This window comes from Rhizobium bangladeshense (genome assembly GCF_001662075.1).
In the GTDB taxonomy this organism is placed as follows: Bacteria; Pseudomonadota; Alphaproteobacteria; order Rhizobiales; family Rhizobiaceae; genus Rhizobium; species Rhizobium bangladeshense_B.
In genome coordinates, this window is the sequence record NZ_LYPL01000001.1 from 494,746 (window position 1) to 518,951 (window position 24,206).

The window sequence follows — 24,206 nt, forward strand, 5'->3', positions numbered from 1 at the left end:
ATGACGCGCGATCCCGGCCTCGAAGAACTGCTGCGCCAGGAACTCGGCGACCGGTCGGGGCTCACCGAAAAATCCATGTTCGGCGGCCGGGCCTTCCTGCTGAACGGCAACCTGCTTTGTGGTGCGCGCAGTGACGGCATGCTGATCCGCCTCGGCAAGGGCAATGACGGCTGGGCGCTGGCGCTGCCTGGCGTGATCCAGATGCTATCCGGCGAACGGGTGATGCAGGGCTGGGTGCGGGCGACGGCCGAGGTTTATGGCGACGATGCGCTGAGACGGCGTTTACTGGACGGCGCGCTCGCCTATGTGAAATCGCTGCCGGCCAAATAACCTGCCACTCCCCTTCTCCCCCCGGGGACAAGGGAAAAAGCAGAGAATCAAGCGAGGAAATCACCATGCCGAAGGCCAATCCGCGTCATCCGAAATTTCCGATTCCCGGCGGGCCGGAGCTGCGCGCCAGAGGCTGGCGGCAGGAAGCGCTGTTGCGCCTGCTCGAAAACGTACTGTCGGTCGGCGAGGATCCCGACAACCTGATCGTCTATGCCGCGCTCGGCAAGGCGGCCCGCAGCTGGGCGGCGCACAAGGGCATCGTCAAGGCGCTGACCGAGATGGAGGAAGACCAGACGCTGCTCATCCAGTCCGGCAAGCCGATCGGCCTGGTGAAGACGCATGCCAGGGCGCCGCTCGTCATCATGGCGAACTGCAATATTGTCGGGCAATGGGCGAAGGCCGAGGTGTTTTACGAGCTGCAGCGCAAGGGACTGATCTGCTGGGGCGGACTGACGGCGGGTGCCTGGCAATATATCGGCAGCCAGGGCGTCATCCAGGGGACCTACGAGATCTTCATGCGCATCGCCGAGCGGCGCTTCGGCGGCGATCTCGCCGGCCGCTTCGTGCTGACGGCCGGTCTCGGCGGCATGGGCGGAGCCCAGCCGCTCGCCGGCCGCATGGCGGGCGCTGCGATCCTCTGCATCGACATTGATCCGGAGCGCGCCCACAAGCGCCAGCAGATCGGTTATCTCCAGGAGATCGCGCCCGATCTTGATACCGCTCTTGAGATGATCGATGCGGCGGTGAAGGACAGGCGGGCCCTCTCCGTCGGCCTCGTCGGCAATGCGGCGGAGGTTTATCCCGAAATCGCAAGGCGCGGCATCGTGCCCGACATCGTCACCGACCAGACCTCGGCGCACGATCTGGTCTATGGCTATGTGCCGAAGGGCATGAGCCTCGATCAGGTGAGAGAACTGCGCGACGATGGCCAGGGACAATTGATGGCGGCGAGCCGCGCTTCGATCGTCGAGCATGTGACGGCGATGCTGGATTTCCAGAAGCGCGGCTCCGAGGTCTTCGACAACGGCAACCTCATCCGCACCCAGGCGAAAGAAGGCGGCGTCACCCACGCCTTCGAGATTCCGATCTTCACCGAAGCCTATCTGAGGCCGCTCTTTGCCCGGGCGATCGGGCCGTTCCGCTGGATAGCGCTGTCAGGCGAGGAGAGCGATATCGCCCGCATCGACGACCTGCTGCTCGAACTCTTCCCCGACAACAAGATCATCACCAACTGGATCCGGCTGGCGCGCGAGCACGTTCCCTTCGAGGGGCTGCCGGCCCGCATTGCCTGGCTCGGCCACGGCGAACGCACGATGCTGGCGCGGCGCGTCAATGCGCTGGTCGCAGGCGGCGAACTGAAGGGCCCCGTCGCCTTTTCCCGCGACCATCTCGATGCCGGCGCCATGGCGCATCCCAATATCATGACGGAGCGGATGAAGGACGGTTCCGACGCGATCGCCGACTGGCCGCTGATCGACGCGATGATGCTGTGCTCGTCGATGGCCGATCTCGTCGTCGTCCATTCCGGTGGCGGCGGCTATGCCGGCTACATGACGAGCTGCGGCGTCACCGTCGTCGCCGACGGCACCGATGACGCCGACGAGCGGCTCGACCATGCGCTGACCAACGACACCGCTCTTGGCGTCATGCGCTATGCCGATGCGGGCTACGAGGAGGCGCTGGATGAGGTGGCGAAGAAGGACGTGCCCTATATCCGGCTGGATTGAAATGAACCACGACATGCTATATATCAATGTCATATCTCATTGAGGTTTTGACATGGAAACAGCAAAGATTTTCTGGTCGGGACGTTCCCAGGCCGTCCGGCTGCCCAAGGAATTCCGCTTCGATGGTGATAGTGTCGCCATTCGGCGGCAGGGGCGTGCGATCATTCTCGAGCCGATTTCCGACGATTGGGAGTGGTTAGCCGACGTGATCGGTCCTGTCGATCCCGACTTTGCGACGGCGGCGGAAGAGCAGCCTGCCCCGCAGGAGCGACCCGAGCTCGACTTCTTCAAATGACGTATCTGCTCGATACGAATGCAGTCATTGCCTTGATGAAGGGTAACGAGAGGCTGATCGCCGGACTGCGCAGACACAGGCCGCAGGATTTCGCCATCCCGGCAATCGTCGCGCACAAACTCTTCTACGGTGCTTACAAAAGCCTCCGCATCGAAGAGAATCTGGCACGGATTGGCGGGCTGCAATTCGCCGTCCTGGAATTCGACCGGAACGATGCGCAAAAGGCGGGGGAAATCCGGGCCGCACTGCAAGCGTCGGGAACGCCGATCGGACCCTATGACGTGCTGATTGCCGGGCAGGCCGTCGCACGCGGCCTCATTCTGATTACCCGCAATCTCAGCAAATTCGAACGCGCGGCGGGTTTGCAGGCCGAGAATTGGGAAGGCTAAGCTCGGCACTCCAAAACTATCGGGCGTCCCTCGCAAGGCGCTGGGCGGCACAGGCGGAGGTAAAGGCAAGCGCCAGCATGACAAGGGTGAAGGTGACGACGGCGGCCCAGCCGTCGATTGCGAAGAACCAGCCGCCCGCCGACCCCATGACGCTGGAGCCGACATAATAGGCCAGCATATAGAGCGACGAGGCGTGGCCCTTGGTGCCATGCGCGAGCCTGCCGACGAGGCCGCTGGCGATGGAATGGCTCATGAAGAAACCGGCCGTCAGCACGATAATCCCGAGGATAATCGATGGCAGCGCGGCGGAGAGTGTCAACGCGGTGCCGGCGGCGGTCAGCGCGAGACCGAAGAGAAGCACGGAGAAGTGCCCGACCCGATCTCCGATGAGGCCGCCGACCGAGGCGCCGCCGATACCAAAGAGATAGACGGTGAAGATCAGGCCGAGTTCGGTCTGGTTGAGGCCATAGGGCGGAGCCACGAGACGGAAGCCGGCGTAATTGTAGATGGTCACGAAGGAGCCCATCGCCAGGAAGGCAATGGCGAAGATGAAGGGCAGCGCCGGATTTTTGAGATGGCCGAGCCAGGCCTTGGCGTGAAAGCGCGGATCGAAGCCCGGCCGGCGGACGAAATTCCGCGATGGCGGCAGCAGGGCGATGAAGCCGAGCGCGGCGGCAAGGCCGATGGCGCCGATGAGGAAGAGGGCCGGCCGCCAGCCAAGATATTCGGCGAAGATGCCGGTCAGCACGCGGCCGGACATGCCGCCGAAGGCCGTGCCGCCGACATAAAGGCCCATGGTGGCGCCTAGGCCGCGCGGGTCGATTTCCTCGGCAAGATAGGCCATGGCGACGGCGGGCACGCCGCCGAGAACGAAGCCCTGCAGGGCGCGGATGACGAGCAGCAGCTGCCAGCTCGGCGCGAAAGCCGTGGTCACCGTCAACAAGGCCGCGCCGAGCAACGATATCGACATCAGGCTGCGGCGGCCGAGGCCCTCCGAGACGGCGGCGGCGCAGACGATGGCGAGTGCGAGGAATCCGGTGGAGAACGACAGCGCCAGCGAGCTTTTCGCCGGACTGACGGAGAATTCCTGCGAAAAGGTCGGCAGCAGCGGCTGCACGCAATAAAGCAGCGAGAAGGTGGAAAAGCCGGAGAGGAAAAGGGCCAGGCTGGCGCGGCGATAGGCGGCGGTGCCGCGCGTCAGATAGTGCCTTTCCCCCTGGAACGCGGTCTTCACGGGACGGGGTGACGACATATTTTCATCCTGACGAACCTTCGACTTCATGGATTATCCGCAATATCCCAATAGGGCGGATCGCCAAAACTCTTCTTCAGATGATCGGCGATCGCGCGCAGCTTGGTCGAGGGGTTCCGGCCGGCGGGATGGGCCATGTAGATGAATTCGGCCTCCGGCCTGTGACCGACATCGATTTCGGCAAGCAAGCCCTCGCGGATGGCCGGGCCGGCAATGAAGGTGGGCAGCAGCGCAATGCCGAGGCCGGCAATCGCGGCATCGCGGAGCATATCGCCGTTGTTGATGCCGAGCGCCGGTTTTGCGCGGACGAGGATCGCACCCTCCGGCGTCTGGAAGCGCCAGTCGGCGACACCGCGATTGGTGTAGAAGATACCGCGATGGCTGTTCAAGTCGGCGAGCGAGGTCGGCATTCCCTGGCGGGCAAGATAATCCGGTGAGGCGCAGAGTAGGCGGCGGCTCGGCGCAAGCTTCCACGCGACCAACCGGCTGTCGGCGAGCGGGCCGTTGCGGATGATGGCGTCATAGCCGTCCGAGGCGGCGTCGACACGGCGGTCGTCGATATCGAGCGTCAGGTGGATATCGCGATGTTCGGCGAGAAAGGGATAGAGCGCCGGACCGAGATGCATGCGGCCGAAGGTGACGGGTGCAGCAATGCGGATCGGCCCCGACAGCGTGCCGCGCCGCTCAGCCATATCGGCGGCCGCCTCCTCGATCTCGCGCACGATGCGCCCGGCCCGTTCCAGGAAGGCCGCACCGTCCTCGGTCAGAGTGAGTTTGCGGGTCGTACGGTGCAACAGCGTGCCGCCAAGCGCCTTTTCCAGTTCTGCCAGCCTTTCGCTGACGACGGATTTTGAGAGCCGCAGCCGCCGGGCCGCCTCGCTGACCGAGCCGGCCTCGACGACGGCAACGAAAGCGGCAATGCCTTCGACCCTGATCATCGTTCGGTCTTTCCGAATTCGAATTCCCCGATCTGGAGACTAATCCGAACGAAAAGAAAATGCCATCTTCCATTCAACGGAAGGGACGGCAGGGGCCGTCTCGCTTCAACATTAGGAGATGGAACTATGAACCGCTTGAACAACAAGGTCGCAATCGTCACCGGCGCAAGCTCCGGCATCGGCCGCGTCACGGCAAAGCTCTTTGCCGCCGAAGGCGCCAAAGTCGTGGTCGGCGCCCGCCGCGAGCGCGAACTCGACAGCTTGGTGGCGGAGATCAAGGCCGAGGGGGGTGATGCCGTGGCCGTGGCCGGCGACGTCCGGTCGGAAGACTATCACAAGGCGTTGGTCGCAGCTGCCGTCGCCAATTACGGCAAGCTCGACATCGCTTTCAATAATGCCGGCATCATCGGCGAGGCGGGTCCGAGCACCGGCATCTCGGAAGCAGGTTTCAGCGAGGCGCTGGCGGTCAATCTCACCGCATCCTTCCTCGCCGCCAAACACCAGATCGGCGCGATGGCGGAAAATGGTGGCGGCTCGGTGATCTTCACCTCGACCTTCGTCGGCTACAGCTTCGCCTTTCCCGGCGTTGCCGCCTATGCCGCCAGCAAATCCGGCCTGATCGGCCTGACGCAGGCGCTCGCCGCCGAATTCGGACAGCAGCGCGTGCGCGTCAACGCCGTGCTGCCGGGCGCCGTCGATACCGATATGTACCGCGACATGAACGATACGGCGGACAAGCAGGCTGCCGTCACCAATATGCATGCCCTGAAGCGTGTCGCGACGCCGGACGAAGTCGCCCGCTCGGTCCTCTACCTCGCCTCCGACGATGCCAGCTTCGTCACCGGCACGGCGTCGCTGGTCGACGGCGGCATTTCGATCGCCCGCAACTGAGACGGCGCGGCATGATATTGGCCGGCGGGCTGGGGATTCCTCTCCAGCCCGTTCGCGATTGCATGTTCTGCGCCAAAGGCTTAGGGTCGAAGCCGGGCAAAAAAAGGCGACGGGTAGAAAGCCATGGCTCTCAGCGGCAAACGCATCCTCCTCATCATCTCCGGCGGCATCGCCGCCTATAAGAGCCTGGATCTGATCCGCCGGCTGCGTGAGCGCGGCGCAAGTGTGCGCCCCATCATGACCAAAGGGGCGCAGGAATTCGTGACACCGCTTGCCGTCGGTGCCCTGGCCGCGGATCACGTCTTCGTCGATCTGTTTTCACGGCAGGACGAACAGGATGTCGGCCATATCAGGCTGGCGCGCGACTGCGATCTCGTGCTGATTGCGCCCGCCAGCGCCGACCTGATGGCGAAGATGGCGAACGGGCTTGCCGACGATCTCGCCTCGACCGTGCTCCTGGCAACGGCGAGGCCGGTGCTTGCCGCTCCGGCAATGAATCCGAGAATGTGGGCGCATCCGGCCACCCGGCGCAATGCGGCAAGGCTGAGGGACGATGGCGTCCGCTTTGTCGGGCCGATGGCCGGCGAGATGGCGGAAAGCCACGAGGCCGGGCTCGGCCGGATGGCGGAGCCGCTGGACATCGTCGCTGCTGCCGAAACCATGCTCGACGAGGGGGAAAAGCCGCTGAAAGGCCGCAAGGCGATCGTCACGTCAGGACCGACGCATGAGCCGATCGATCCGGTGCGCTACATCGCCAACCGCTCCTCCGGCCGGCAGGGGCATGCGATCGCCGCAGCCCTTGCCCAGCTGGGCGCCGAGGTGACGCTCGTCTCCGGGCCGGTGACGATCGCCGACCCTGTCGGCGTCCACACCATTCATGTCGAGCGGGCAGAGGAGATGCGCGATGCCGTGCTGGCGGCGCTGCCGGCCGATATCGCCGTGATGGTGGCGGCGGTGGCGGACTGGCGCGTCGCCTCGGCCGCCGACCAGAAGCTGAAGAAACATCCGGGCGAATCCATCCCAACGCTGGCGCTGACGGAGAATCCCGACATCCTCAAAACCGTCGGCCATCACACGATGCGGCCGAAACTGGTGATCGGCTTTGCCGCCGAGACGCAGGATGTGGAGAGCAATGCGAGGGCGAAACTCGAGAGGAAGGGCGCCGACATGATCGTCGCCAACGACGTCTCTCCGGCGACCGGCATCATGGGCGGCAGTCACAACAGCGTCAGACTCATTCGCCACGATAGTGTCGAGCAATGGCCCGACCTGACCAAGGAAGAGGTCGCCAAACGGCTAGCGGCGCTGATCGCCGAGCGTTTCCGCGGATAGTTAGAGCATGTCTCGCAAAAGTGTGCAGCGGTTTTGCGAGACATGTGTGAAAACAAAGACCTAAAGCGTGAAAAGCGAATCTGAAAGATCGCGACACGCTTTAGAAAATCGCGTCGATTTTCGACGAGAATTATGCGGAGGCGGCCAAAGGCTGCAGCTTGGCGACGCGCCGATTTTCCGGCCGGAAATCCGCGACGTCGATGCCGTTTTTGCCGACGGTGACGGCGCTGCCATCGGGAATTTCCGCCCAGGCGTCGACATCGTCATTCAACGGCTCGGAGACGAGGCAATAGCCGGCGCCGACCGGCGAGGCATAGAGCGTCGGCGCCTTGCGATCCGTGGCATAGCGGATCGCATAGAGCGTGTTGCCGTCGGAGAAGGCGGCGGTAAAGCGCAGCAGGATCGAGCCGATGGTGTTCTCGGCCAGGTCTTCGACGAAGCCGACCATCGCAGCCATCGCGGCGATCGGCGCCTCGCGCAGGCCGAACTGCAGCGCCAGCAGGAACATCAATTCGGAATCGGTCGTGCCGCTGCGGACATTAAACAGTTCGTCGTCGAGCATCGCCTCCATCGGCCGGCGCAGGCGCTCGAAGCCTGAAATTTGGCCGTTGTGCATGAAGGACCAAGTATCGTGGGTAAAAGGGTGGCAGTTGTCGCGGCGCGTGCCGCCGCCCGTAGCAGCGCGGACATGGGCGAGGAAGAGCGGCGAACGGATCTGCCGCGCCAGGCTCTTCAGATTGCAGTCCGACCATGCCGGCAGGATATCGCGGTAGCGGCCGGGCTCTGGCCTGTCGCCATACCAGGCGATGCCGAAGCCATCGCCATTGGTCGCCGTCTTGGCGCGGGTAGCGCAATGGGACTGCTCGATCAGCGAATGGGCGGGCGAGGATACCAGCTCCTCGAGATAGAGAGGGTCTCCGCGATAGGCTGCCCAGCGACACATGGCTTTTGCTCCGGGACCCGCCGCGGCTTCGGCGGGAATGCTGAAATTGTCGAACGTCAAGGCTAATAACAGCTTAACGCGCGGCGGGTTTGCAAGCGCAAGGTGACGGTTTCGTGGCACCCGGCGCCTTCAAATTCAGCAAAGCTCTGTGTTTTTTTGTGAACGGTCAGATCCGTCGAGGCCGGGCATTGACGGGGATTTCTGCTTGCATCTCGAAAGAATCAGCCTACCTTGGGTCTATCAGCAACAGAACGAAAGGAAGGTGATCCAATGTCTAATGAGATTTCGGACCTCGTAACGGGCATGGAAGAGGTGATGAAAGCGAGGCAGCCCTCGCTCTAAAACCCGCCTTCCTGGGGCTGCTTTGACAGTCCAGGCCAGTTCGAGGCCAAACTCATGGAAAGGGTCGCTGAGGCGGCCCTTTTTTATTGCCCGGATTTTGCTTTGACGAGAAGAAGAAAGTCCATTACTCATAAAGTCATCCGATGACTTTATGAGTGGCTCCATGCGTGCGATCAGCAGGACAAATCTCGCCGATGAGGCGATCGAGGCGATCCGCGGCGACATCCTCAGCAAACGCTGGGCGGTCGGCGATAAATTGCCGAATGAAGCCTCGCTGTCGGCCATGCTCTCCGTCAGCCGCGGCACGGTGCGCGAAGCGGTACGTGTCCTCGTCTCCCAGGGCTATCTCGAAACGCGGCAAGGGTCGGGCACCTATGTTCGCTCCACCACCGATGCCGGCCGGCCGCTGACGATGGCGCGGCGGGCCAGCCTGCGAGACCAGTTCGAGGCGCGTCTCGCGCTCGACGTCGAGGCCGCCCGGCTGACGGCGATCCGCAAGACGCCGGAGACGGTAACGGAGCTTCGCCGGTTGCTTGCCGAGCGCGGCACCTATGACGGCGACGACAAGGCCGGCTTCATCGAGCGCGACCTCGCCTTCCATAAGGCTGTCATCGCCGCGTCGGGCAACCGGGCGATGGTCGAGATCTATGATTTCTTCTCGGCCTCGATCGCCGAGACCATCGCGGCGACGCTGGGCAAGGATATTCCCGAACCGGATATGCAGGCGCATGCCGATATCGTCGACGCGATCGAAACCGGCGATCCCGGCAAGGCGGATGCGGCGGTGCGCCGCTTCATGGCGCCGGTTCTCGCCGCCCTCGACCGGATGATCCTGTCATGACGCCTTCCAACGATCTCGCCGCCACGCTCGACCCGGCCGACGAACTGCTTGTAGACGCCGAGGCCGGCAGCCTGATGCCGCCGCAGGCGACACCGGTGCAGGGTGCCGCAGATCGTTTGCTGCTCGGCGCCAGCCTGGTGCTGATCGCCTTCAACCTGCGTCCGGTCTTTTCAAGCGCCTCGGCGCTTCTGCCCGAAATGCGCTTGGAACTTGGTCTCACAGCGCTCGGCGCCAGCCTGCTGACGACGCTGCCGGTTGTTTGCCTCGGCGCCTTCTCGCCGCTGGCGCCGCGCCTTGCCCAGCGCCTCGGTTCGGAGCGTACGCTGCTCGCCGTTATGCTGCTTCTCGCCCTTGGCACTGCATTGCGCGGGCTTTCTTCCCTGCCGCTGCTCTTTATCGGCACGGCGCTCGCCGGCGCCTGCATTGCCGTCGGCAACGTGCTGCTGCCGGGGCTGGTCAAGCGGGATTTCGCCACACGCACCGCCCTGATGACCGGCTTCTATACGATGGCGCTCTGCGCGGGTGCGGCAAGTGCCGCCGGGCTGACACTGCCGCTCGAGCACGCGCTCGGCGGCTCGCTTGCGGGTGCGCTCGCCATCTGGGCGCTGCCGGCGCTTGCCGTCGGCCTGATCTGGCTGCCGCAGGTTCTGCGCAGCAACGGCCAGGCAAGACGAAACGGAACCCACGTCAAAGGCCTCTGGCGGGACCGGCTTGCCTGGCAGGTGACACTGTTCATGGGCCTGCAATCGGCGCTCGCCTATTGCGTCTTCGGCTGGCTGGTTCCGATCCTGCGCGAACGCGGGCTCGACGGCGTCACCGCCGGGGTGATCGTTTCACTGTCGGTGATGGTGCAGGCCGCATCCTGCCTTGTTGTGCCGCATATCGCCGTGCGCGGCCGCGATCAGCGGCTGATCAATGCCGGCCTCTGCGGCGTCGCCGTCGTCGCCCTGCTCGGCCTGCTCTTCGCGCCGCTGTCGACGGTCTGGCTCTGGGCTTTGCTGCAAGGCATCGGCCAGGGCGGGCTGATCGCGGCGGCGATGACGACGATCGTGCTGCGCTCGCGCGATCCCGATGTCGCCGCCCATCTCTCCGGCATGGCGCAATGCGTCGGTTATCTGCTTGCCGCCGTCGGCCCGCTCATCGTCGGCCTCATTCGCGGCTGGACCGGCAGCTTTGCCTGGTGCGCGCTTCTCTTCGTCGCGCTCGGGCTCGCGGCCGCGATCAACGGCTGGAAGGCCGGCCGGCCGCTGGAGGTGAATGTACGAGCGATCGAGACGGCATCCTGAGCCGCTCGCTCACGCGCTCACTTGCTCACTCAGTCGCTCGCTCACCGGCCCATCACCATCTCTTGATGCCGGTCGCCTGCTGCGGATGCTACGCTATCTCAACCCGCATGCCGCACCGCCGGAGGAGACATTTTGCGTATACAACCCCTGTTTCTGCTGGCCGCGCTTGCCGCGTCGCTGCTCCCTGCGCTTTCTCCCGCACAGGAAGGCGGTCAACCGAAGGCGAATGTCGAGCGCAGCGTGCGCGAGGGCGTGCTGAAGCTGCTGCCGGCCGATTCCGTCACGGAACACGAGCTGACGATCGGCGATCGCAAGATCGCCTATACCGCGACCGCCGGCACGCTCGATCTCTTCGGCCAGGACGGCGCCCGGACCGGTGCGATTTTCTACACCGCCTATGTCGCGAAAGACGCGGGGGCCGACCGGCCGTTGACCTTTGCCTTCAATGGCGGGCCGGGCGCGGCTTCCGCCTTCCTGCATCTCGGGCTGGTCGGACCGAAGGTGCTCGATTTCGGGCCTCAGGGCCGCGACGGCGCCAACGCCAAGCTCATCGATAACGAGCAGACCTGGCTCGATTTCACCGATCTCGTGCTGATCGATCCGATCGGCACCGGCTGGAGCCGGACGGACAAAGCCGACGACGCCTCGAACTATTACAACGTCAATTCCGACGCCCAGAGCATCGCCAAGGCGATCGCGCTCTATGTCGCCCACAACAACCGCTCGAGCTCGCCGAAATATCTTCTCGGCGAAAGCTATGGCGGTTTCCGCGCCGCCAAGGTCGCCGCCGTGCTGCAGCAAAGCCAGGGTATCGTCGTCGCCGGCGCGGTGATGCTTTCGCCCTTGCTCGAAGGCCAGTTGATGTTCAACGCCGATCAGTTCGCGCTCGGCGCAGCACTTGAGCTGCCGTCGCTGGCGGCCGCCGAGCTCGACCGGCAAAACGCCTTCGACGAACAGAAGCAGCGCGAGGCCGAGACCTTCGCGCTCGGCGATTACCTGACGACGCTGGCCGGCCCGCCCCCGACAGGCGCCAAGGCGGCCGCCTTCTATAGGAGGATCGCCGCTATGACCGGCATCCCTGAGGATATCGTGGCGCGCAACCGCGGCTTCCTCGGCAATTCCTTCGTCAAACATTCGGATGGCGCCAGCGGCGCGGTGATGAGCCCCTACGACGCTTCCTTTGCCGCCCCCGACCCCTATCCGGAATCGGATTACGACCGCGGCGACGACGCCATCTTGGACGGTTTCACCCGCGCCTATGGCGGCGCCTTCGCCGACTATGCCCGCAACCAGCTCGGCTTCAAGACCGAGATGACCTATTCGCTGCTCGACAGCGACATCAGCCGGCGCTGGGAATGGGGCGGCGGGCGCGGCGGCGGATCGCGCTTTCAGGCCAGCGCCACCGATGACCTCAGGCAACTGCTTGCCTCGAACACGGCCTTCCACCTGCTGATCGCCCATGGCTACAGCGATCTGGTGACGCCTTACGGCGTCAGCCGCTACGTGGTCGATCACCTGCCGCCCTCGCTCGCCGGCGGCCGGGTCGGGCTGAAGCTCTATCGCGGCGGGCATATGTTCTACACCAGAGCCGACCAGCGGGCCGCCTTCACGGCGGATGCCAGGGCCTTTTATGCCACGCGCTCGCCCGCTTCGCCGGCGGATTAAGGAATGCCGATGCATATATCAGGAGGATGCCATTGCGGCGCGATCCGCTATCAGGCGGAAATCGACCCGGAGCGAGTTTCGATCTGCCATTGCACCGATTGCCAGCGGCTGACGGGTTCGGCCTATCGCGTCACCGCGCCGGTTCGATCGGAACGCTTCACGCTGATATCGGGCGAACCGCGCGAATACAGCAAATATGGCGACAGCGGCGGCCTCAGCCGGCAGTTCTTCTGCCCGAATTGCGGATCTCCGCTCTACCGCACGAATGGCGAAGGCAGCGCCATCGGCATCCGTCTCGGCAGCATCGACCAGAGGCGGGAACTGATGCCGAAGAAACAGATATGGTGCCGCTCGGCATTACCCTGGGCAGGGAATATCGAACCGCTGCCGCGGTTCGACTGCGAGGACTGAGAAACATTCCAACGCCGCCCGTCCGAAAAGACGTGAAGCGCTGCAATCGGGAGTGCCGTTTCCGACCGGCGCTTATGACATCGGCCTGTACTGTTCCCGCTTCGCTTGGGTTTCTCTCGTCGCAACCGGACGCGCGTCGGATCTTCAACTATCCGCTGCGCCGCAGTTCCCCGGCGGAAATCCCAACCCAAATGTATTCCTTTTTGGAATTAAGAAAAAATTACGTTCAAAATCAAAACATTGCACACCTTAGCTCGAAGTGGCTAAGTGAAATTTCGCCCAACTTGTAGTATAAAGAAAGCGGAGGGGAAATTCTCGTGCCGCGTTTGGTGATGGTTGCATAGTCCTACATACCTTTCTTTCGAATTTTACAAACTCTTTCTTGTGATTGCGAGAATGTAATCTTCGAAGTTGTTTTTATGGCAACCTTATGCGTAGACTTTGGTCTTAATCAATTACGGACTTTAGTCTTAATTCCCTCCAGCTGAGACGGGCTGGCGCTCTTGATCAGCGAGACAATCGCCATCGATGGAGAGCTGCGAGTTCCGATGCGCAAGGAGTGGACCGGCCGGATGCATTCGGCATCCGGGGCCTAGCCTCCCTGCGACCTAACCGAGGGAGAATTTCCATGGCACTCGACATCACAACCCAAGATCTCGTCATCGACGAGACCGCCAACTTGCAGGACGACGATATCGATCCGTCGCTTTTGCCGCATAGCACCAACACGACGCTGACATACATGTTGGGCCTCGATAGCTCAGGTGGGCTATCCTCACCCGAGGTCGCCTACCAGTCCAATTTCGTGGTCGCCTCGGCGAGCGCAGGGGAAACCATCACGTCGGTGGTTCTCACGCAAAGCGCCTCCGGCACCCCGTATTCCACCACAGTCGGCGTCAACAGCGGCATTCGCACCATCGATGGCAATTATGTCTGGCTATTCCAGAGCGCCAATGCAAACGTCGTGATCGGCGTCATTGGCACCTCTGACGTGTCCGCCGAACCTGCCGAGAGCGGGCCGCTCGCCTTCTCGCTCGGCCTGGTCAGTACCAGCGCCACCAATGCTGACCTCTACACCGTCCAATACGTGCCGCTGCTCCATCCCAATGCGGACAATCCCGACGACCGTATCGATCTGACCAACAAGGTGTTTGCCTCGGTCACAGGGACCACCGACATCAGCTTTACCGGCGACAATGCCCATCCCGGCAGCAATCAATTCAACCTGCTCAGTTCGCCCGATGACGCTTCCAAACAATTGCTGGTGACGGGGCTCGTACGGTCGAGCCAACTCGACCCCAACAGTGCGCTGGTCAACAGCGAGTGCAACGTGAGTGAGCAAGGTTTTGGTGTCGACAACCAGAGCATCAACCCGGATACCGATGGGCAGAATCAACCTTTAGGACGTGAAGTGCTGCAGGTCGATTTTGTGACAGGCGGCACACCCAGCGCGGGTGACGGCGCGGACATCGCATATGGCAGCCATCTCGACAACATCCTACAGGCCGGTTTCATCATCAACCAGCTCACGCCGTCTACTCCGACTGAACGGGTGGACATCAAGATCAGCGCTTTTGACGTTCAGGGAAACGAGCAGGGTTCAAACTTTTTTGACGGCAGTCCCACCAACCCCGTTGATATCACCAGCCTCACATTGACGGGGGCGTCAGCCTTGGCCAAAATCACCGCTGATGGCACCTACGCCACAGCAAGCGGCAACGTCACCGTAACCGGGCTCAGCGGCACCGGGAACGTCGTGACCATTACCGGGCTCGACAACATCACCACCGTCGATTTCACCACAAGCAGCCAGATGGATCGGCTGCATGTGGAGGCGATCGATGCGACCGAAGGGCTTGACATCACCGAGGTCCATTTCGCGCAGCAGACCCCCAACGCCCACAGCGAAGAGGTCGGCTCCTTCATCAACTTCGACGATGACGGGCCGACGATCACGGCAACCGGCACCCCGCCGCAACTGACGGTCGACGAGAGCGACCTGGCGACCAACGCCACTGGCAACTTCGCCGCCGTCTTCACCTCGACTCCCGGCGTCGACGGCGCCACCATCACCTATGCGCTCGGCATCAGCCAGGTCACCAATGTCAGCGGCCTCACCGACACCGCTACCAACCAGGCCGTCTTGCTCTTTCTGGAGGGCGGCAGTGTGGTCGGCCGGGCCGGAGCCGGCGGACCTGTTGTCTTCACCGTCAGCGTCAGTGCTACCGGCGTCGTCACCCTCGACCAGCAGCGGGCCGTCGTCCATGCCAATACCACCAATCCGGACGACAGCCGGACCTTGGCGGCCGCCGACCTCGTGACCCTGACCGCCACCATCACCGACGGTGACGGCGATCACGCCCCGGCCACCCACAATATCGGCCAGAACCTCAACTTCGAAGATGACGGACCGACGATCGCGGCAACCGGCACTCCACCGCAGGTGACAGTCGACGAGACCGTCCTGACGACCAACGCCACCGGCGACTTCTCAACCTCCTTTACTTCGAATGCCGGGGCCGATGGCGGCGCCGTCGGCGGCGCCATTTCTTATGCGCTCGGCATCAACGTAAACAACAATGTCAGCGGCCTCACCGACACCGAAACCGGCGCGTCCGTCCTGCTCTTCAAGGAAGGCAGCAATGTCGTCGGTCGCGCCGGCGTCGGCGGTCCCGTTGTCTTCACCGTCAGCGTCAGCGCTGCCGGGGTCGTCACCCTCGACCAGGCACGGGCAATCATCCATACCGATACCACCACCCCGGATGACAGCCGGACCCTGGCGGCCGCCGACCTCGTAACCCTGACCGCCACCATCACCGACCGTGACGGCGATCAGGCCGAGGCCACCGGCAATATCGGTCAGAACCTGAACTTCAAAGACGACGGGCCGACGATCACAGTGCCGTTCGACGGCGACCCCGTTGCCGCCGGCATCCAGCACGAGACCCTGGCCAACCTGCTCAACGCATCGGCCAGCGGCGCCTTCGGCTACAATATCGGCGCGGATAGCCACCCGGCTGCCTTCTATGCCACCGGCTCCGACTTCGTCGACCAGGACGGCGGGACAGCCGGCGTCCAGATCGGACTGACCGGCACGATCATCGGCGGCGGCGGGGGCAATCTCGTTACGTCGAATGTGACGCTGGCGTCGGAGAGCCTCACCTCCGCGACGTTCAACTTCACCTTCACCTATGACAGGGATCCGGCGGCCGGCGTCCAGGCAGGCACGGCGGGCGGCACCCTCGTCTTCGACAAGGCCGCCGACACCTATACCATCAACCTGTCAGACCCGCTGGAAGGCTTCAGCTTCGACATTCTCCATACCAGCGAGCTCCTCTCCAAGCAGCCGACGAGCAATACCGGCCACCCGCCGATCGTGCTGGAAAAGCTGCAGGCCGATGATGCGACTACGCCTGCCGATGAAGACTTCTACGTGCAGTTCACCGGCAACCTGATCAATAGAGGCAACCCGTTCAGCCTGACGAGCAATGGCGAGGGCTCGTCCACTGACACCACCTTCACCCCCGGCATCAGTCACGACATGGTGAGCAACAACAATGAGACCTGGGTCTCCGCAACACAGAGCACCAACGGCGTCGCCGGCGACACGATCCAGAAAGACGAACTGCTGACCTTGCGGTTCTTCAACAGCGATGTCGGAATCACCAACGAGGCTCTCACCCCGACGGCGACTGCCGGGGCGATGGCGATCAAGTTCGACGGCATCGGCAACAGCGAAGACCTGATGCTGATCCTCAACCTGATCGATGTGAACGGCGCCGACAACATCGCCGGCAACGGCGACGACAATGCCACGATCACGCGGGCCATGTATGTGTCGAACGCCGACATCTACAAGACCGGCCAGGTCCCGGCTCCCTACAGCAGCGAGTTCACGCTCGACAATAATGACGGCCTCGTGATCGTCGAGCAGAACGACTACAACGCGGCTGGCGAAGACTACGTGCTGCAGGGCGCGCAGATCATGCAGTCGGGCAACGGGATCACCGGCAATAATACCGCGATCGACCTCAACAGGGTGACCGGCGCCGGCGGGGGCAGCAATGCGACCTCCAGCCTGGTGAACTTCGACGCCACCGACAACGACGTGCTGAAGATCACCGATATCGGCTTCACCTCCACCGTGACCCAGACGCCGGACGCCAATCTCGACTTCGCCTTCCAGGTGGTCGATGCGGACGGGGACCAGACGGAGATGCAACACATCCTCGTCGACGTCGCCTGACGTGTCACCAACGGGGGCAGCATCCGCTCCGCTGCCCCCGTCATGCATTGCACAAGGTGTGATCTCGAGTACCAGAGATAAAAAAGATGAAAACCAAACAGCCGCACCCGGCGCTTCAGGTGGTGATGAAAGAAGCCAGACGGGCCATCCGGCCGCTTATCTGGTTCAGCGGCGGCATCAACGTCCTGATGCTGACCGGGGCGCTTTACATGCTGCAGGTCTATCATCGCGTCTTGTCCAGCCACAGCCTCGAGACGCTGCTGATGCTGTCGCTGATGGCGGCAGGCGCACTCGCGGCAATGGCGGGGCTGGAGGTGGTGCGCGGTCGCCTTCTGGCAACCGTCGGAGCGTGGATGAACGCGCGGCTGGCGCCCGTTCTGCTGACGGCATCGGTGGAATATGCCGCCTCAGCACCCGGCCAGGCCAATGCCCGTCCGCTGCGCGACCTCGATCAAGTCCGGAATTTCTTTAGCAGTCCGAGCATCTTCCCGATTCTCGATGCGCCTTGGGCGCCGCTGTTTTTCGGTGCCATATTCTTCATGCATCCCTGGCTGGGCTGGCTGGCGCTGTCGGGCGGAGCGGTGCTGTTTGGGCTGGCCTTGCTCAACGAATGGCTGACACGCAAGCCATTGACCGAGGCCACCGGCGCACAGTCGCGGGCCTACACCCAGGCCGAGGCAGCGATCCGCAACGCCGAGGTCGTCCAGGCGATGGGCATGCTGAAGCCGTTGCTCGAGGGCTGGAAGGTGCAGCAGGACGAGGCAAACAGAGGCCAGGTTCTTGCCGCCAACCGCGGCGGGATCATCTCGGCCATTGCCCGTTGTCACCGGCTGGCCCTGCAGATGGGGATATTGGGCCTCGGGGCCTATCTCGTCCTGCGCAACGAGGCTTCCCCGGCGATCATGGTCTCCGCCTCCATCCTGATGGGGCGCGCATTGTCGCCGGTCGAGCAGGCGATCGGCACGTGGAAGGCGACGGTCGGCGCGCGCGCCGCCTACCGGCGTCTCACCGCCGTCGCCGGCCAGCACCCCGAGGCCACGCCGGTTTTGGCACTGCCGCGGCCGACAGGCCGGTTCGAGGCCGACAACATCGTGCTTGCCCGACAGGGCGGCGAACATATTCTGAAAGGGATCAACTTCCGTCTCGACCCGGGTGAATCCATGGCTTTGATCGGCCAGAGCGGGGCGGGCAAGACCAGCCTGGCACGCATACTGGCCGGCGCCTGGCGCCCTTCCGGCGGACGAGCTTTGCTCGATGGCATGGATGTCGCCCAATGGGCGGCGGAGGACCGCGGTCATCATGTCGGCTATCTCCCGCAGGACATCGAGCTTTTCGCCGGGAACGTCTGCGAAAATATCTGCCGCTTCGCCACGGTCAGTCCCGTAGTCTTCGACAAGGCGGTCAAGGCAGCGCGGCTGGCGGGCGTCCACGATCTGATCAAAGGGCTGCCGAAGGGTTACTTGACCGAGATCGGCGAATCCGGCGCGGTGCTGTCGGGCGGACAGCGCCAGCGCATCGGCCTGGCGCGGGCGCTCTACGGCGACCCGGCGCTCATTATCCTGGACGAGCCCAATTCGAACCTCGACCGCGAGGGTGAGGAGGCCTTGATCGCAGCGCTCGGCACGGTCAAGGCGGCGGGCACGACCGTTATCCTGATCGCGCACCGACCGAACATCATGGAGACCGTCGACAAGATCCTGGTCCTTAACCGGGGCCAGCAGGACCTGTTCGGTCCGCGCGACCATGTCTTCAATGAACTCGCCGCACGCGTCCGCAAGGTCGCTCAGATGCCGACGATCGTGGCGAAGCAGCAAGGAACGAAACAGCCATGACGGACATGAAGGTCGTCCCGTTACCGGTTTCGCCGCCCCCTGCGCCAGTCCCCTTGCGTCTCACAGGCGTAACGGTCGCAGGGTTCGCGATCATCTTCCTGTTCTTCGGCATGGCCGGGGGCTGGGCGATGCTCGCGCCGCTGGACAGCGCCGCGGTGGCGCCTGGTGTCATCAAGGTGGCCGGCGATCGCAAGCTCATCCAGCATCTGGAGGGCGGCATCATCGCCGATCTGAACGCCGCCAATGGCGATATCGTCAAGGCGGGCAAGGTGCTCATCCAGCTCGACGGCACGCAGGCGAGGACGAAGCTCGATCTGGTCCAGAACCGGATCGCAACACGTGAGGCGTTGGCCGCGCGGCTGCGGGCCGAGCGGGACGACAAGGCCGAGATCGAATTCGACCCGGCCTTGCTGGCAAACCCGACCAGGTCGGCAAAGGACGCGGTGGCCGCGCAGCGCGATGTCTTCGCGGCGAAGCACCACAATTTGAAGGACGAGCGGGAAATCCTCAGCCAGCGCCGTCGTCAGACCCAGGAAGAGATCACGGGGCTGGAGCAGCTGATCGCCACCGAGGACAAGCAGATCGAGGTATTCGAGGGGGAAACCAAGGACCTTGAAAGTCTCCTCAAACGCGGCCTTGTCACCCGGGAGCGGTGGCTGCTGCTCCGACGGCAGCAGCGGGAGGTCGAGGGCGAACGTGCGACCAATGTCGCGGCCATTGCCCGCGCCAAGAGCGCCATGGCCGAGATCGACATGCAAATCCTCAATCTCAGCACCTTGCGGCTGAACGAGGCGGTCGAAGAGCTGAGCAAGGTCGAGGCGGAACTGTTCGATCTCAGGCAGGAGGAGCGCGCCGCCATGGACGTGCTTTCCCGTACCGATGTCGTCGCACCGGTTGACGGCATCGTCATGGACCTGAAGGTCCACACAACAGGCGGCGTCGTCAAACCCGGCGAGACGTTGATGACGGTCGTGCCGCTCGGGCAGCAGCTCGTGGTCGAGGCCATGGTCAGGCCGGAGGATGTCGAGACGATCGCGCCCGGGCAGCGCGCACGCGTCAGCTTCCCGGCCTTTGCCCGCTACAACCTGCCGCCGCTCGACGGCGTCGTCGAGATCGTCTCGGCCGACCGGATGGTGGAGGAGCGCAGCGGGGCGCCCTATTTCGCCGCAACCGTGCTGATCGACAAGAGCGAACTTGCCAAGCTGGAGGGCCGCAAGCTCATGCCCGGCATGTCGAGCGAAGCGTTGATCCGGACGGGTGCCCGCACCGTGCTTTCCTATCTGGCCGAGCCGATCACGCAGAGTTTCCGCCGCGCGCTGCGGGAAAAATAACTGAAGTCGAGGATTGAGGAACACCGACGCCGAAACGCCGCCAGCTATTCCTGTGCCGGCAGATCGGGCCAGCTGCCTGTTACGCCGGCCTGCACCGGACGTTCGAGATAGGTGGAAAGAGCGATGTAGCTGCGGGTGCCGGTTACACCGGGGACGGCATGGATCTGGGCGAGAAATGCCTCCAATGCCTGTGGGCTTGCGGTTCGGACCTTGAAGAGAACGCTGACATCACCGGCAACCGAATGCATTTCCTCGACCTCAGGAAAATTCAGGACCTGCATCAGGCGCTCGCTCTTGCCCCAGCCGGCCGCCTCGACATGCACGAAGGTAAGCAGCGGCTTTCCAAGGGCTGCTCCATCCAGCGCCGCATGTGCGCCTTTGATGGCGCCCGATTGCTTGAGCCGACGCACGCGCTCATGCACGGCCGGCGCCGAAAGGCCGACCGATTCGCCGAGCCTCTGATAGCTCTGGCCGCTGTCGGCAGCGAGTGCGGCTAATATTTTTCGGTCGAAAGCATCGATGACAGGCTGCTGCGGACGCTTCTGCCGAAGATCGTCTGTATTTTTTCCCATTCGGCAAATCTCCTTTCTGCCGAAGAATAATCAGCGATATTGGTGTTCTTCAATAGATCATTCGGAAAGGGGCGGGTCGATGGAAATGATTGAGCGCAATCCAGCCACCGGTATCTACCCGGCAAGCCCCGATTACATCCATGCGCTGGAGGTCGGACATCACGCCAGGCTGCTCTTCGTCAGCGGCACGATGGGCCTCGATGAAAGGGGAATGGCGGCGGACAGCCTTGAAGGGCAGCTGGATCTCATCTGGTCCAACCTCGGCAACATCCTCGCCTCGGCCGATATGACGGTGGACAATATCGTGCGGCTAACGAGCTATCTCCGCGACGGCGCCTTTGTCGAGGCAAACCAGAACGCCCGTCTTCGCGCACTTGGCGGCCGCGCCGTACCGACCACGGCGATCATCGTCGAAACGCTCCGCGACGACTGGCTGGTCGAAATCGAGGTCATCGCGGCCGGCTGACGACTCACCAATCTCAAACCACAACCGATTCAGGCATTAGCTTCGGCGTGTTCCGCGCCGGTGGCGATCACGCCGCCTTGGCGGCGTGATATTCCTTGATGGCGACCATCTTGATTGCCGGATAGCGCTCCGCCTCATAACGCAGCGAGAAGGCGTCCTGGGCGAGGAAGACGGGATCGCCGTCGAGATCGCGGGCGATATCTCCGCGTTTGATGGTCAGGAATTTTTCCAGATCGGCCGGCTGGTCGGCGGAGATCCAGCGGCAGACGGAGAAGCGCGACATTTCGAAGGAGACCGGCAGGCCGTATTCGGCCAGCAGCCGCTCCTTCAGGACGTCGAGCTGCAGGGCGCCGACGACGCCGACGATCGCCGGCGAGCCGTCTTCCGGCGAAAACAGCTGGACGACGCCTTCTTCCGCCATCTGCTGCAGGGCTTCCTTGAGCTTCTTCGCCTTCATCGCGTCTTCGAGGCGCACGCGCCGCAGGATCTCCGGCGAGAAGTTCGGCACGCCCTGGAAGACCAGCGATTCGCCCTCGGTCAGCGTATCGCCGATGCGCAGCGTCCCGTGATTGGGGATGCCGACGACATCGCCGGCATAGGCGGTATCGGCAAGCTGGCGCTGCGAGGCGAAGAAGAATTGCGGCGCCGTCAGGCCGAGCTGCTTGCCGGTGCGGGCGAGGCGCGCCTTCATGCCGCGTTCGAGCTTGCCGGAGCAGATGCGGGCAAAGGCGATGCGGTCACGATGGTTGGGATCCATGTTGGCCTGGATCTTGAAGACGAAGGCGGTCATCTTGTCGTCAGTCGCATGCACCGTCCTGGTATCGGCGACCTGATCGCGCGGCGGCGGCGCGAATTCACCGAGTGCATTGATGAGATCGCGAACGCCGAAATTGCGCAGCGCCGAGCCGAAGAAGACGGGCGTCATATGGCCTTCGAGGAAGGAATCGCGGTCGAAGGGGCGGCAGGCCTCGATGGCGAGCTCGGTCTCGTCGATGAAGGCCTGGCGTTCGTTTTCCGGCAGTCTGTCGGCGACGGCCCGCGGGCCGTTGACGGGCGTCGTCTCGACCTCGATGTCGGATCCGCGGGCGGTGCTGTTGGCCAGATGATAGGAGCCGCAGAAGGTTTTCGAGCGGCCAATCGGCCAGGTGATCGGCGCCGTATCGAGCGCCAGCTTCTCTTCCACCTCGTCGAGAATCTCGAAGGGATCGCGGCTTTCGCGGTCCATCTTGTTGATGAAGGTGATGATCGGGATATCGCGCATGCGGCAGACTTCGAAGAGCTTCAGCGTGCGCGGCTCGATGCCCTTGGCGGCATCGATGACCATGACGGCGGCGTCGACGGCCGTCAGCGTGCGATAGGTGTCGTCGGCGAAATCCTCATGGCCTGGCGTGTCGAGGATGTTGAAGACATTGTCGTTATATTCGAAGGTCATCACCGAGGTGACGACGGAGATGCCGCGCTCGCGCTCGATCTTCATCCAGTCGGAGCGCGTCTGCATGCGATCCTTCTTGGCCTTGACTTCGCCGGCAAGCTGAATGGCGCCGCCGAACAGCAGCAGCTTTTCGGTGAGCGTCGTCTTGCCCGCATCCGGGTGGGCGATAATAGCGAATGTGCGGCGGCGGGAGACCGCCTCGGCGAGGCTTTCGGCCATGGTGTGAATCCTGTGGAATTGCCGCGTATCTAACGATTAAAGCCCGGCTTTGCAATTGACCTCGGCCTCCATGGCGCAAAGTAATGGCCCATGACCATTCATCACGATATCAGCCCGACGCTGAACCTCATCCGCCTCCCGAACGGCGAAGGCCTCGACCTGCCCGCCTATGAAAGCAAGGGGGCGGCCGGCATGGACCTGCGCGCCGCCGTCGACGCGGATGCGCCGCTGACCCTTGCGCCCGGCAAACGGGCGCTGGTGCCGACCGGCTTCATCTTCGAAATCCCGGAAGGGTTCGAAGGGCAGGTGCGGCCGCGCTCCGGCCTTGCCTTCAAGCACGGCATCACCTGCCTGAATTCGCCGGGCACCGTCGACAGCGATTATCGCGGCGAGGTGAAGGTGCTGCTCGCCAATCTCGGCGAAGAAGCCTTCGTCATCGAGCGCGGCATGCGCATCGCCCAGATGGTGATCGCGCCGGTGACCCAGGCGCGGGTGGCCGAGATCACAGCGGCAAGCGAAACTGCGCGCGGCGCCGGCGGCTTCGGCTCCACCGGCGTGTGATCGTGAAGCGCCTCGACAGCGCAGGCCTCACGTTCCGGCAGGAATATTTCGGCGACGCTGCAGGATGGGCGGCACTTGTCCGCCTGCTCCAGGATATTTTCAGCATCGATATCGGTCCGCTGCAACGGCTTGGCGGTCCCGATCCGACCAGCATGCCGTTCGGCTGGTTTGACCCCGGCGGCGAGCTTGCGGCCAATCTCTCTGCCTTTGCACTGCCCTTCGTTCTCAACGGCAGGATCGTTCATGCCGCCGGGCTGCAATCCGGCGCGGTGCGGCCGCAGTGGCGCGGCCGCGGGCTCTATCGCGACCTGACGGTGAAGGCGCTCGACTGGTGCGAGCGGCAGGGCTTCGAAGCCGTCATCCTCTACACCGACAAACCGTCGCTCTATGAAGCTTATGGTTTTCGCGCGATGCCGCTGCACCGATATGAGGGAACGGCACCCGCCCCCGCGATTGGCGCCACACCCGCTCGGCCACTTTTGCCGGCGAATGCGGACGATCTCGCCCTGCTGCAATTGCTGCTGAAAGCACGCAGCCCGGTTTCGGCGACGCTCTCGGTGGCCACAAATGCAGCGATGTTTTTCATCAACACGCAGCTCGATGCCGATGTCCGCATCAGCTTCCTGGAAGACTGCCAGGCAGCCATCGCCTGGAAGATGGATGGGCCAGGCCGCTTCAGCCTTCTCGATGTCGTGGCAGCGGAGATCCCGTCGCTTGCCGCGATCTTCGGCGGGCTCGACATTGCCTCGGCCAGCGTCGAGGTGCTCTTCCGGCCCGACAAGCTCGACTGGACGGGCGCTCCGCAGCCGTTTGAAAGCGGCACGGTGCTGATGTTGCGCGGGCTCGGCGACGATGCCCCGCATTTTCCGGCGATGCTCTCGCCGATGGCCGATTTCTAACCGCGA

The 24,206-nt window shown here is 63.5% G+C and carries 20 protein-coding genes and 1 pseudogene; 16 read left to right on the forward strand and 5 right to left on the reverse strand.

Annotated features, from left to right (window positions below; genetic code table 11):
* The 4 genes from A7X77_RS02390 to A7X77_RS02405 all read left to right on the forward strand — a co-directional run bounded on the left by A7X77_RS02390 (position 1) and on the right by A7X77_RS02405 (position 2,741).
* Positions 1-330, forward strand: a complete 330-nt coding sequence (locus A7X77_RS02390) for a TfoX/Sxy family protein (protein WP_064681404.1) — start codon at positions 1-3, stop codon at positions 328-330.
* A gap of 65 nt (positions 331-395) precedes the next feature.
* The gene (locus A7X77_RS02395; protein ID WP_064681405.1) at positions 396-2,057 is read left to right on the forward strand and encodes a urocanate hydratase; all 1,662 of its coding nucleotides are present in this window, start codon (positions 396-398) and stop codon (positions 2,055-2,057) included.
* A gap of 52 nt (positions 2,058-2,109) precedes the next feature.
* Positions 2,110-2,352 carry an antitoxin gene (locus A7X77_RS02400; protein ID WP_064681406.1) on the forward strand — a complete coding sequence of 81 codons (243 nt, stop codon included), beginning with the start codon at positions 2,110-2,112 and terminating at the stop codon, positions 2,350-2,352.
* Positions 2,349-2,741 carry a type II toxin-antitoxin system VapC family toxin gene (locus A7X77_RS02405; RefSeq protein ID WP_064681407.1) on the forward strand — a complete coding sequence of 131 codons (393 nt, stop codon included), beginning with the start codon at positions 2,349-2,351 and terminating at the stop codon, positions 2,739-2,741. The genes A7X77_RS02400 and A7X77_RS02405 overlap by 4 nt, the downstream gene beginning before the upstream one ends.
* A gap of 16 nt (positions 2,742-2,757) precedes the next feature.
* Here A7X77_RS02405 and A7X77_RS02410 read toward each other — a convergent pair whose 3' ends face one another.
* Both A7X77_RS02410 and A7X77_RS02415 read right to left on the reverse strand, forming a co-directional pair.
* Entirely contained in the window at positions 2,758-3,993 is a 1,236-nt protein-coding gene (locus tag A7X77_RS02410) for an MFS transporter (RefSeq protein ID WP_064681690.1), read from the reverse strand.
* A 26-nt stretch (positions 3,994-4,019) separates the two neighbouring features.
* Positions 4,020-4,931, reverse strand: a complete 912-nt coding sequence (locus A7X77_RS02415) for a LysR family transcriptional regulator (protein ID WP_064681408.1) — start codon at positions 4,929-4,931, stop codon at positions 4,020-4,022.
* A 126-nt stretch (positions 4,932-5,057) separates the two neighbouring features.
* On the opposite strand from A7X77_RS02415, the gene A7X77_RS02420 reads away from it, so the two are divergent.
* Together A7X77_RS02420 and coaBC are read left to right on the forward strand one after the other, a co-directional pair.
* Positions 5,058-5,822, forward strand: a complete 765-nt coding sequence (locus A7X77_RS02420; protein ID WP_064681409.1) for an SDR family oxidoreductase — start codon at positions 5,058-5,060, stop codon at positions 5,820-5,822.
* A 123-nt stretch (positions 5,823-5,945) separates the two neighbouring features.
* A complete protein-coding gene (gene coaBC, locus A7X77_RS02425; RefSeq protein ID WP_064681410.1) occupies positions 5,946-7,154 on the forward strand; it encodes a bifunctional phosphopantothenoylcysteine decarboxylase/phosphopantothenate--cysteine ligase CoaBC in 1,209 nt (402 codons plus the stop codon).
* Between the two features lie 130 nt (positions 7,155-7,284).
* Here the strand turns inward: coaBC and A7X77_RS02430 are convergent, their stop codons facing one another.
* On the reverse strand, positions 7,285-8,097 hold the full coding sequence (locus A7X77_RS02430; RefSeq protein ID WP_064681411.1) for a class II glutamine amidotransferase: 813 nt from the start codon (positions 8,095-8,097) through the stop codon (positions 7,285-7,287).
* A gap of 505 nt (positions 8,098-8,602) precedes the next feature.
* Here A7X77_RS02430 and A7X77_RS02435 point away from each other — a divergent pair.
* From A7X77_RS02435 to A7X77_RS02465, 7 genes are all read left to right on the forward strand, one after another.
* Positions 8,603-9,280, forward strand: coding sequence for a FadR/GntR family transcriptional regulator (locus tag A7X77_RS02435; protein WP_064681691.1), 678 nt, complete (start codon positions 8,603-8,605; stop codon positions 9,278-9,280).
* On the forward strand, positions 9,277-10,566 hold the full coding sequence (locus tag A7X77_RS02440; protein ID WP_064681412.1) for a CynX/NimT family MFS transporter: 1,290 nt from the start codon (positions 9,277-9,279) through the stop codon (positions 10,564-10,566). The genes A7X77_RS02435 and A7X77_RS02440 overlap by 4 nt, the downstream gene beginning before the upstream one ends.
* 132 nt (positions 10,567-10,698) lie before the next feature.
* Positions 10,699-12,231, forward strand: a complete 1,533-nt coding sequence (locus A7X77_RS02445) for a S10 family peptidase (RefSeq protein ID WP_064681413.1) — start codon at positions 10,699-10,701, stop codon at positions 12,229-12,231.
* Positions 12,232-12,240: 9 nt separating this feature from the next.
* Entirely contained in the window at positions 12,241-12,642 is a 402-nt protein-coding gene (locus tag A7X77_RS02450; RefSeq protein WP_064681692.1) for a GFA family protein, read from the forward strand.
* Between the two features lie 628 nt (positions 12,643-13,270).
* Positions 13,271-16,888: a DUF5801 repeats-in-toxin domain-containing protein gene (locus A7X77_RS02455; protein WP_064681414.1), complete on the forward strand. Its 3,618-nt coding sequence runs from the start codon at positions 13,271-13,273 to the stop codon at positions 16,886-16,888.
* Between the two features lie 86 nt (positions 16,889-16,974).
* Complete coding sequence (locus A7X77_RS02460; RefSeq protein WP_064681415.1) at positions 16,975-18,720, forward strand: type I secretion system permease/ATPase; 1,746 nt, start codon at positions 16,975-16,977, stop codon at positions 18,718-18,720.
* Positions 18,717-20,051: an HlyD family type I secretion periplasmic adaptor subunit gene (locus A7X77_RS02465; RefSeq protein WP_082928750.1), complete on the forward strand. Its 1,335-nt coding sequence runs from the start codon at positions 18,717-18,719 to the stop codon at positions 20,049-20,051. The genes A7X77_RS02460 and A7X77_RS02465 overlap by 4 nt, the downstream gene beginning before the upstream one ends.
* Before the next feature lie 44 nt (positions 20,052-20,095).
* Here A7X77_RS02465 and A7X77_RS02470 read toward each other — a convergent pair.
* Positions 20,096-20,676 (reverse strand): annotated as a pseudogene (locus A7X77_RS02470) (Lrp/AsnC family transcriptional regulator).
* A 26-nt stretch (positions 20,677-20,702) separates the two neighbouring features.
* Between A7X77_RS02470 and A7X77_RS02475 the strand changes: the two are divergent.
* Positions 20,703-21,089, forward strand: coding sequence for a RidA family protein (locus A7X77_RS02475; RefSeq protein WP_064681417.1), 387 nt, complete (start codon positions 20,703-20,705; stop codon positions 21,087-21,089).
* A gap of 67 nt (positions 21,090-21,156) precedes the next feature.
* Here A7X77_RS02475 and A7X77_RS02480 read toward each other — a convergent pair whose 3' ends face one another.
* Entirely contained in the window at positions 21,157-22,740 is a 1,584-nt protein-coding gene (locus tag A7X77_RS02480; protein ID WP_064681418.1) for a peptide chain release factor 3, read from the reverse strand.
* 90 nt (positions 22,741-22,830) lie between these two features.
* On the opposite strand from A7X77_RS02480, the gene dut reads away from it, so the two are divergent.
* Entirely contained in the window at positions 22,831-23,301 is a 471-nt protein-coding gene (dut, locus tag A7X77_RS02485) for a dUTP diphosphatase (RefSeq protein ID WP_064681419.1), read from the forward strand.
* On the forward strand, positions 23,301-24,200 hold the full coding sequence (locus A7X77_RS02490; RefSeq protein WP_064681694.1) for a GNAT family N-acetyltransferase: 900 nt from the start codon (positions 23,301-23,303) through the stop codon (positions 24,198-24,200). Before dut ends, A7X77_RS02490 begins: the two co-directional genes overlap by 1 nt.
* The last annotated feature ends 6 nt before the right edge of the window (positions 24,201-24,206 follow it).

Excerpts from the sequence above, each read along its gene's own strand:
- A7X77_RS02410 (WP_064681690.1), bottom strand. The coding sequence starts at position 3,993 with ATGTCGTCACCCCGTCCCGTGAAGACCGCGTTCCAGGGGGAAAGGCAC.
- A7X77_RS02475 (WP_064681417.1), top strand. The coding sequence starts at position 20,703 with ATGGAAATGATTGAGCGCAATCCAGCCACCGGTATCTACCCGGCAAGC.
- A7X77_RS02390 (WP_064681404.1), top strand. The coding sequence starts at position 1 with ATGACGCGCGATCCCGGCCTCGAAGAACTGCTGCGCCAGGAACTCGGC.
- A7X77_RS02450 (WP_064681692.1), top strand. The coding sequence starts at position 12,241 with ATGCATATATCAGGAGGATGCCATTGCGGCGCGATCCGCTATCAGGCG.
- A7X77_RS02435 (WP_064681691.1), top strand. The coding sequence starts at position 8,603 with ATGCGTGCGATCAGCAGGACAAATCTCGCCGATGAGGCGATCGAGGCG.
- A7X77_RS02415 (WP_064681408.1), bottom strand. The coding sequence starts at position 4,931 with ATGATCAGGGTCGAAGGCATTGCCGCTTTCGTTGCCGTCGTCGAGGCC.
- A7X77_RS02395 (WP_064681405.1), top strand. The coding sequence starts at position 396 with ATGCCGAAGGCCAATCCGCGTCATCCGAAATTTCCGATTCCCGGCGGG.
- A7X77_RS02460 (WP_064681415.1), top strand. The coding sequence starts at position 16,975 with ATGAAAACCAAACAGCCGCACCCGGCGCTTCAGGTGGTGATGAAAGAA.
- A7X77_RS02400 (WP_064681406.1), top strand. The coding sequence starts at position 2,110 with ATGGAAACAGCAAAGATTTTCTGGTCGGGACGTTCCCAGGCCGTCCGG.
- A7X77_RS02440 (WP_064681412.1), top strand. The coding sequence starts at position 9,277 with ATGACGCCTTCCAACGATCTCGCCGCCACGCTCGACCCGGCCGACGAA.
- A7X77_RS02430 (WP_064681411.1), bottom strand. The coding sequence starts at position 8,097 with ATGTGTCGCTGGGCAGCCTATCGCGGAGACCCTCTCTATCTCGAGGAG.
- dut (WP_064681419.1), top strand. The coding sequence starts at position 22,831 with ATGACCATTCATCACGATATCAGCCCGACGCTGAACCTCATCCGCCTC.
- A7X77_RS02420 (WP_064681409.1), top strand. The coding sequence starts at position 5,058 with ATGAACCGCTTGAACAACAAGGTCGCAATCGTCACCGGCGCAAGCTCC.
- A7X77_RS02455 (WP_064681414.1), top strand. The coding sequence starts at position 13,271 with ATGGCACTCGACATCACAACCCAAGATCTCGTCATCGACGAGACCGCC.
- A7X77_RS02465 (WP_082928750.1), top strand. The coding sequence starts at position 18,717 with ATGACGGACATGAAGGTCGTCCCGTTACCGGTTTCGCCGCCCCCTGCG.
- A7X77_RS02480 (WP_064681418.1), bottom strand. The coding sequence starts at position 22,740 with ATGGCCGAAAGCCTCGCCGAGGCGGTCTCCCGCCGCCGCACATTCGCT.
- A7X77_RS02405 (WP_064681407.1), top strand. The coding sequence starts at position 2,349 with ATGACGTATCTGCTCGATACGAATGCAGTCATTGCCTTGATGAAGGGT.
- coaBC (WP_064681410.1), top strand. The coding sequence starts at position 5,946 with ATGGCTCTCAGCGGCAAACGCATCCTCCTCATCATCTCCGGCGGCATC.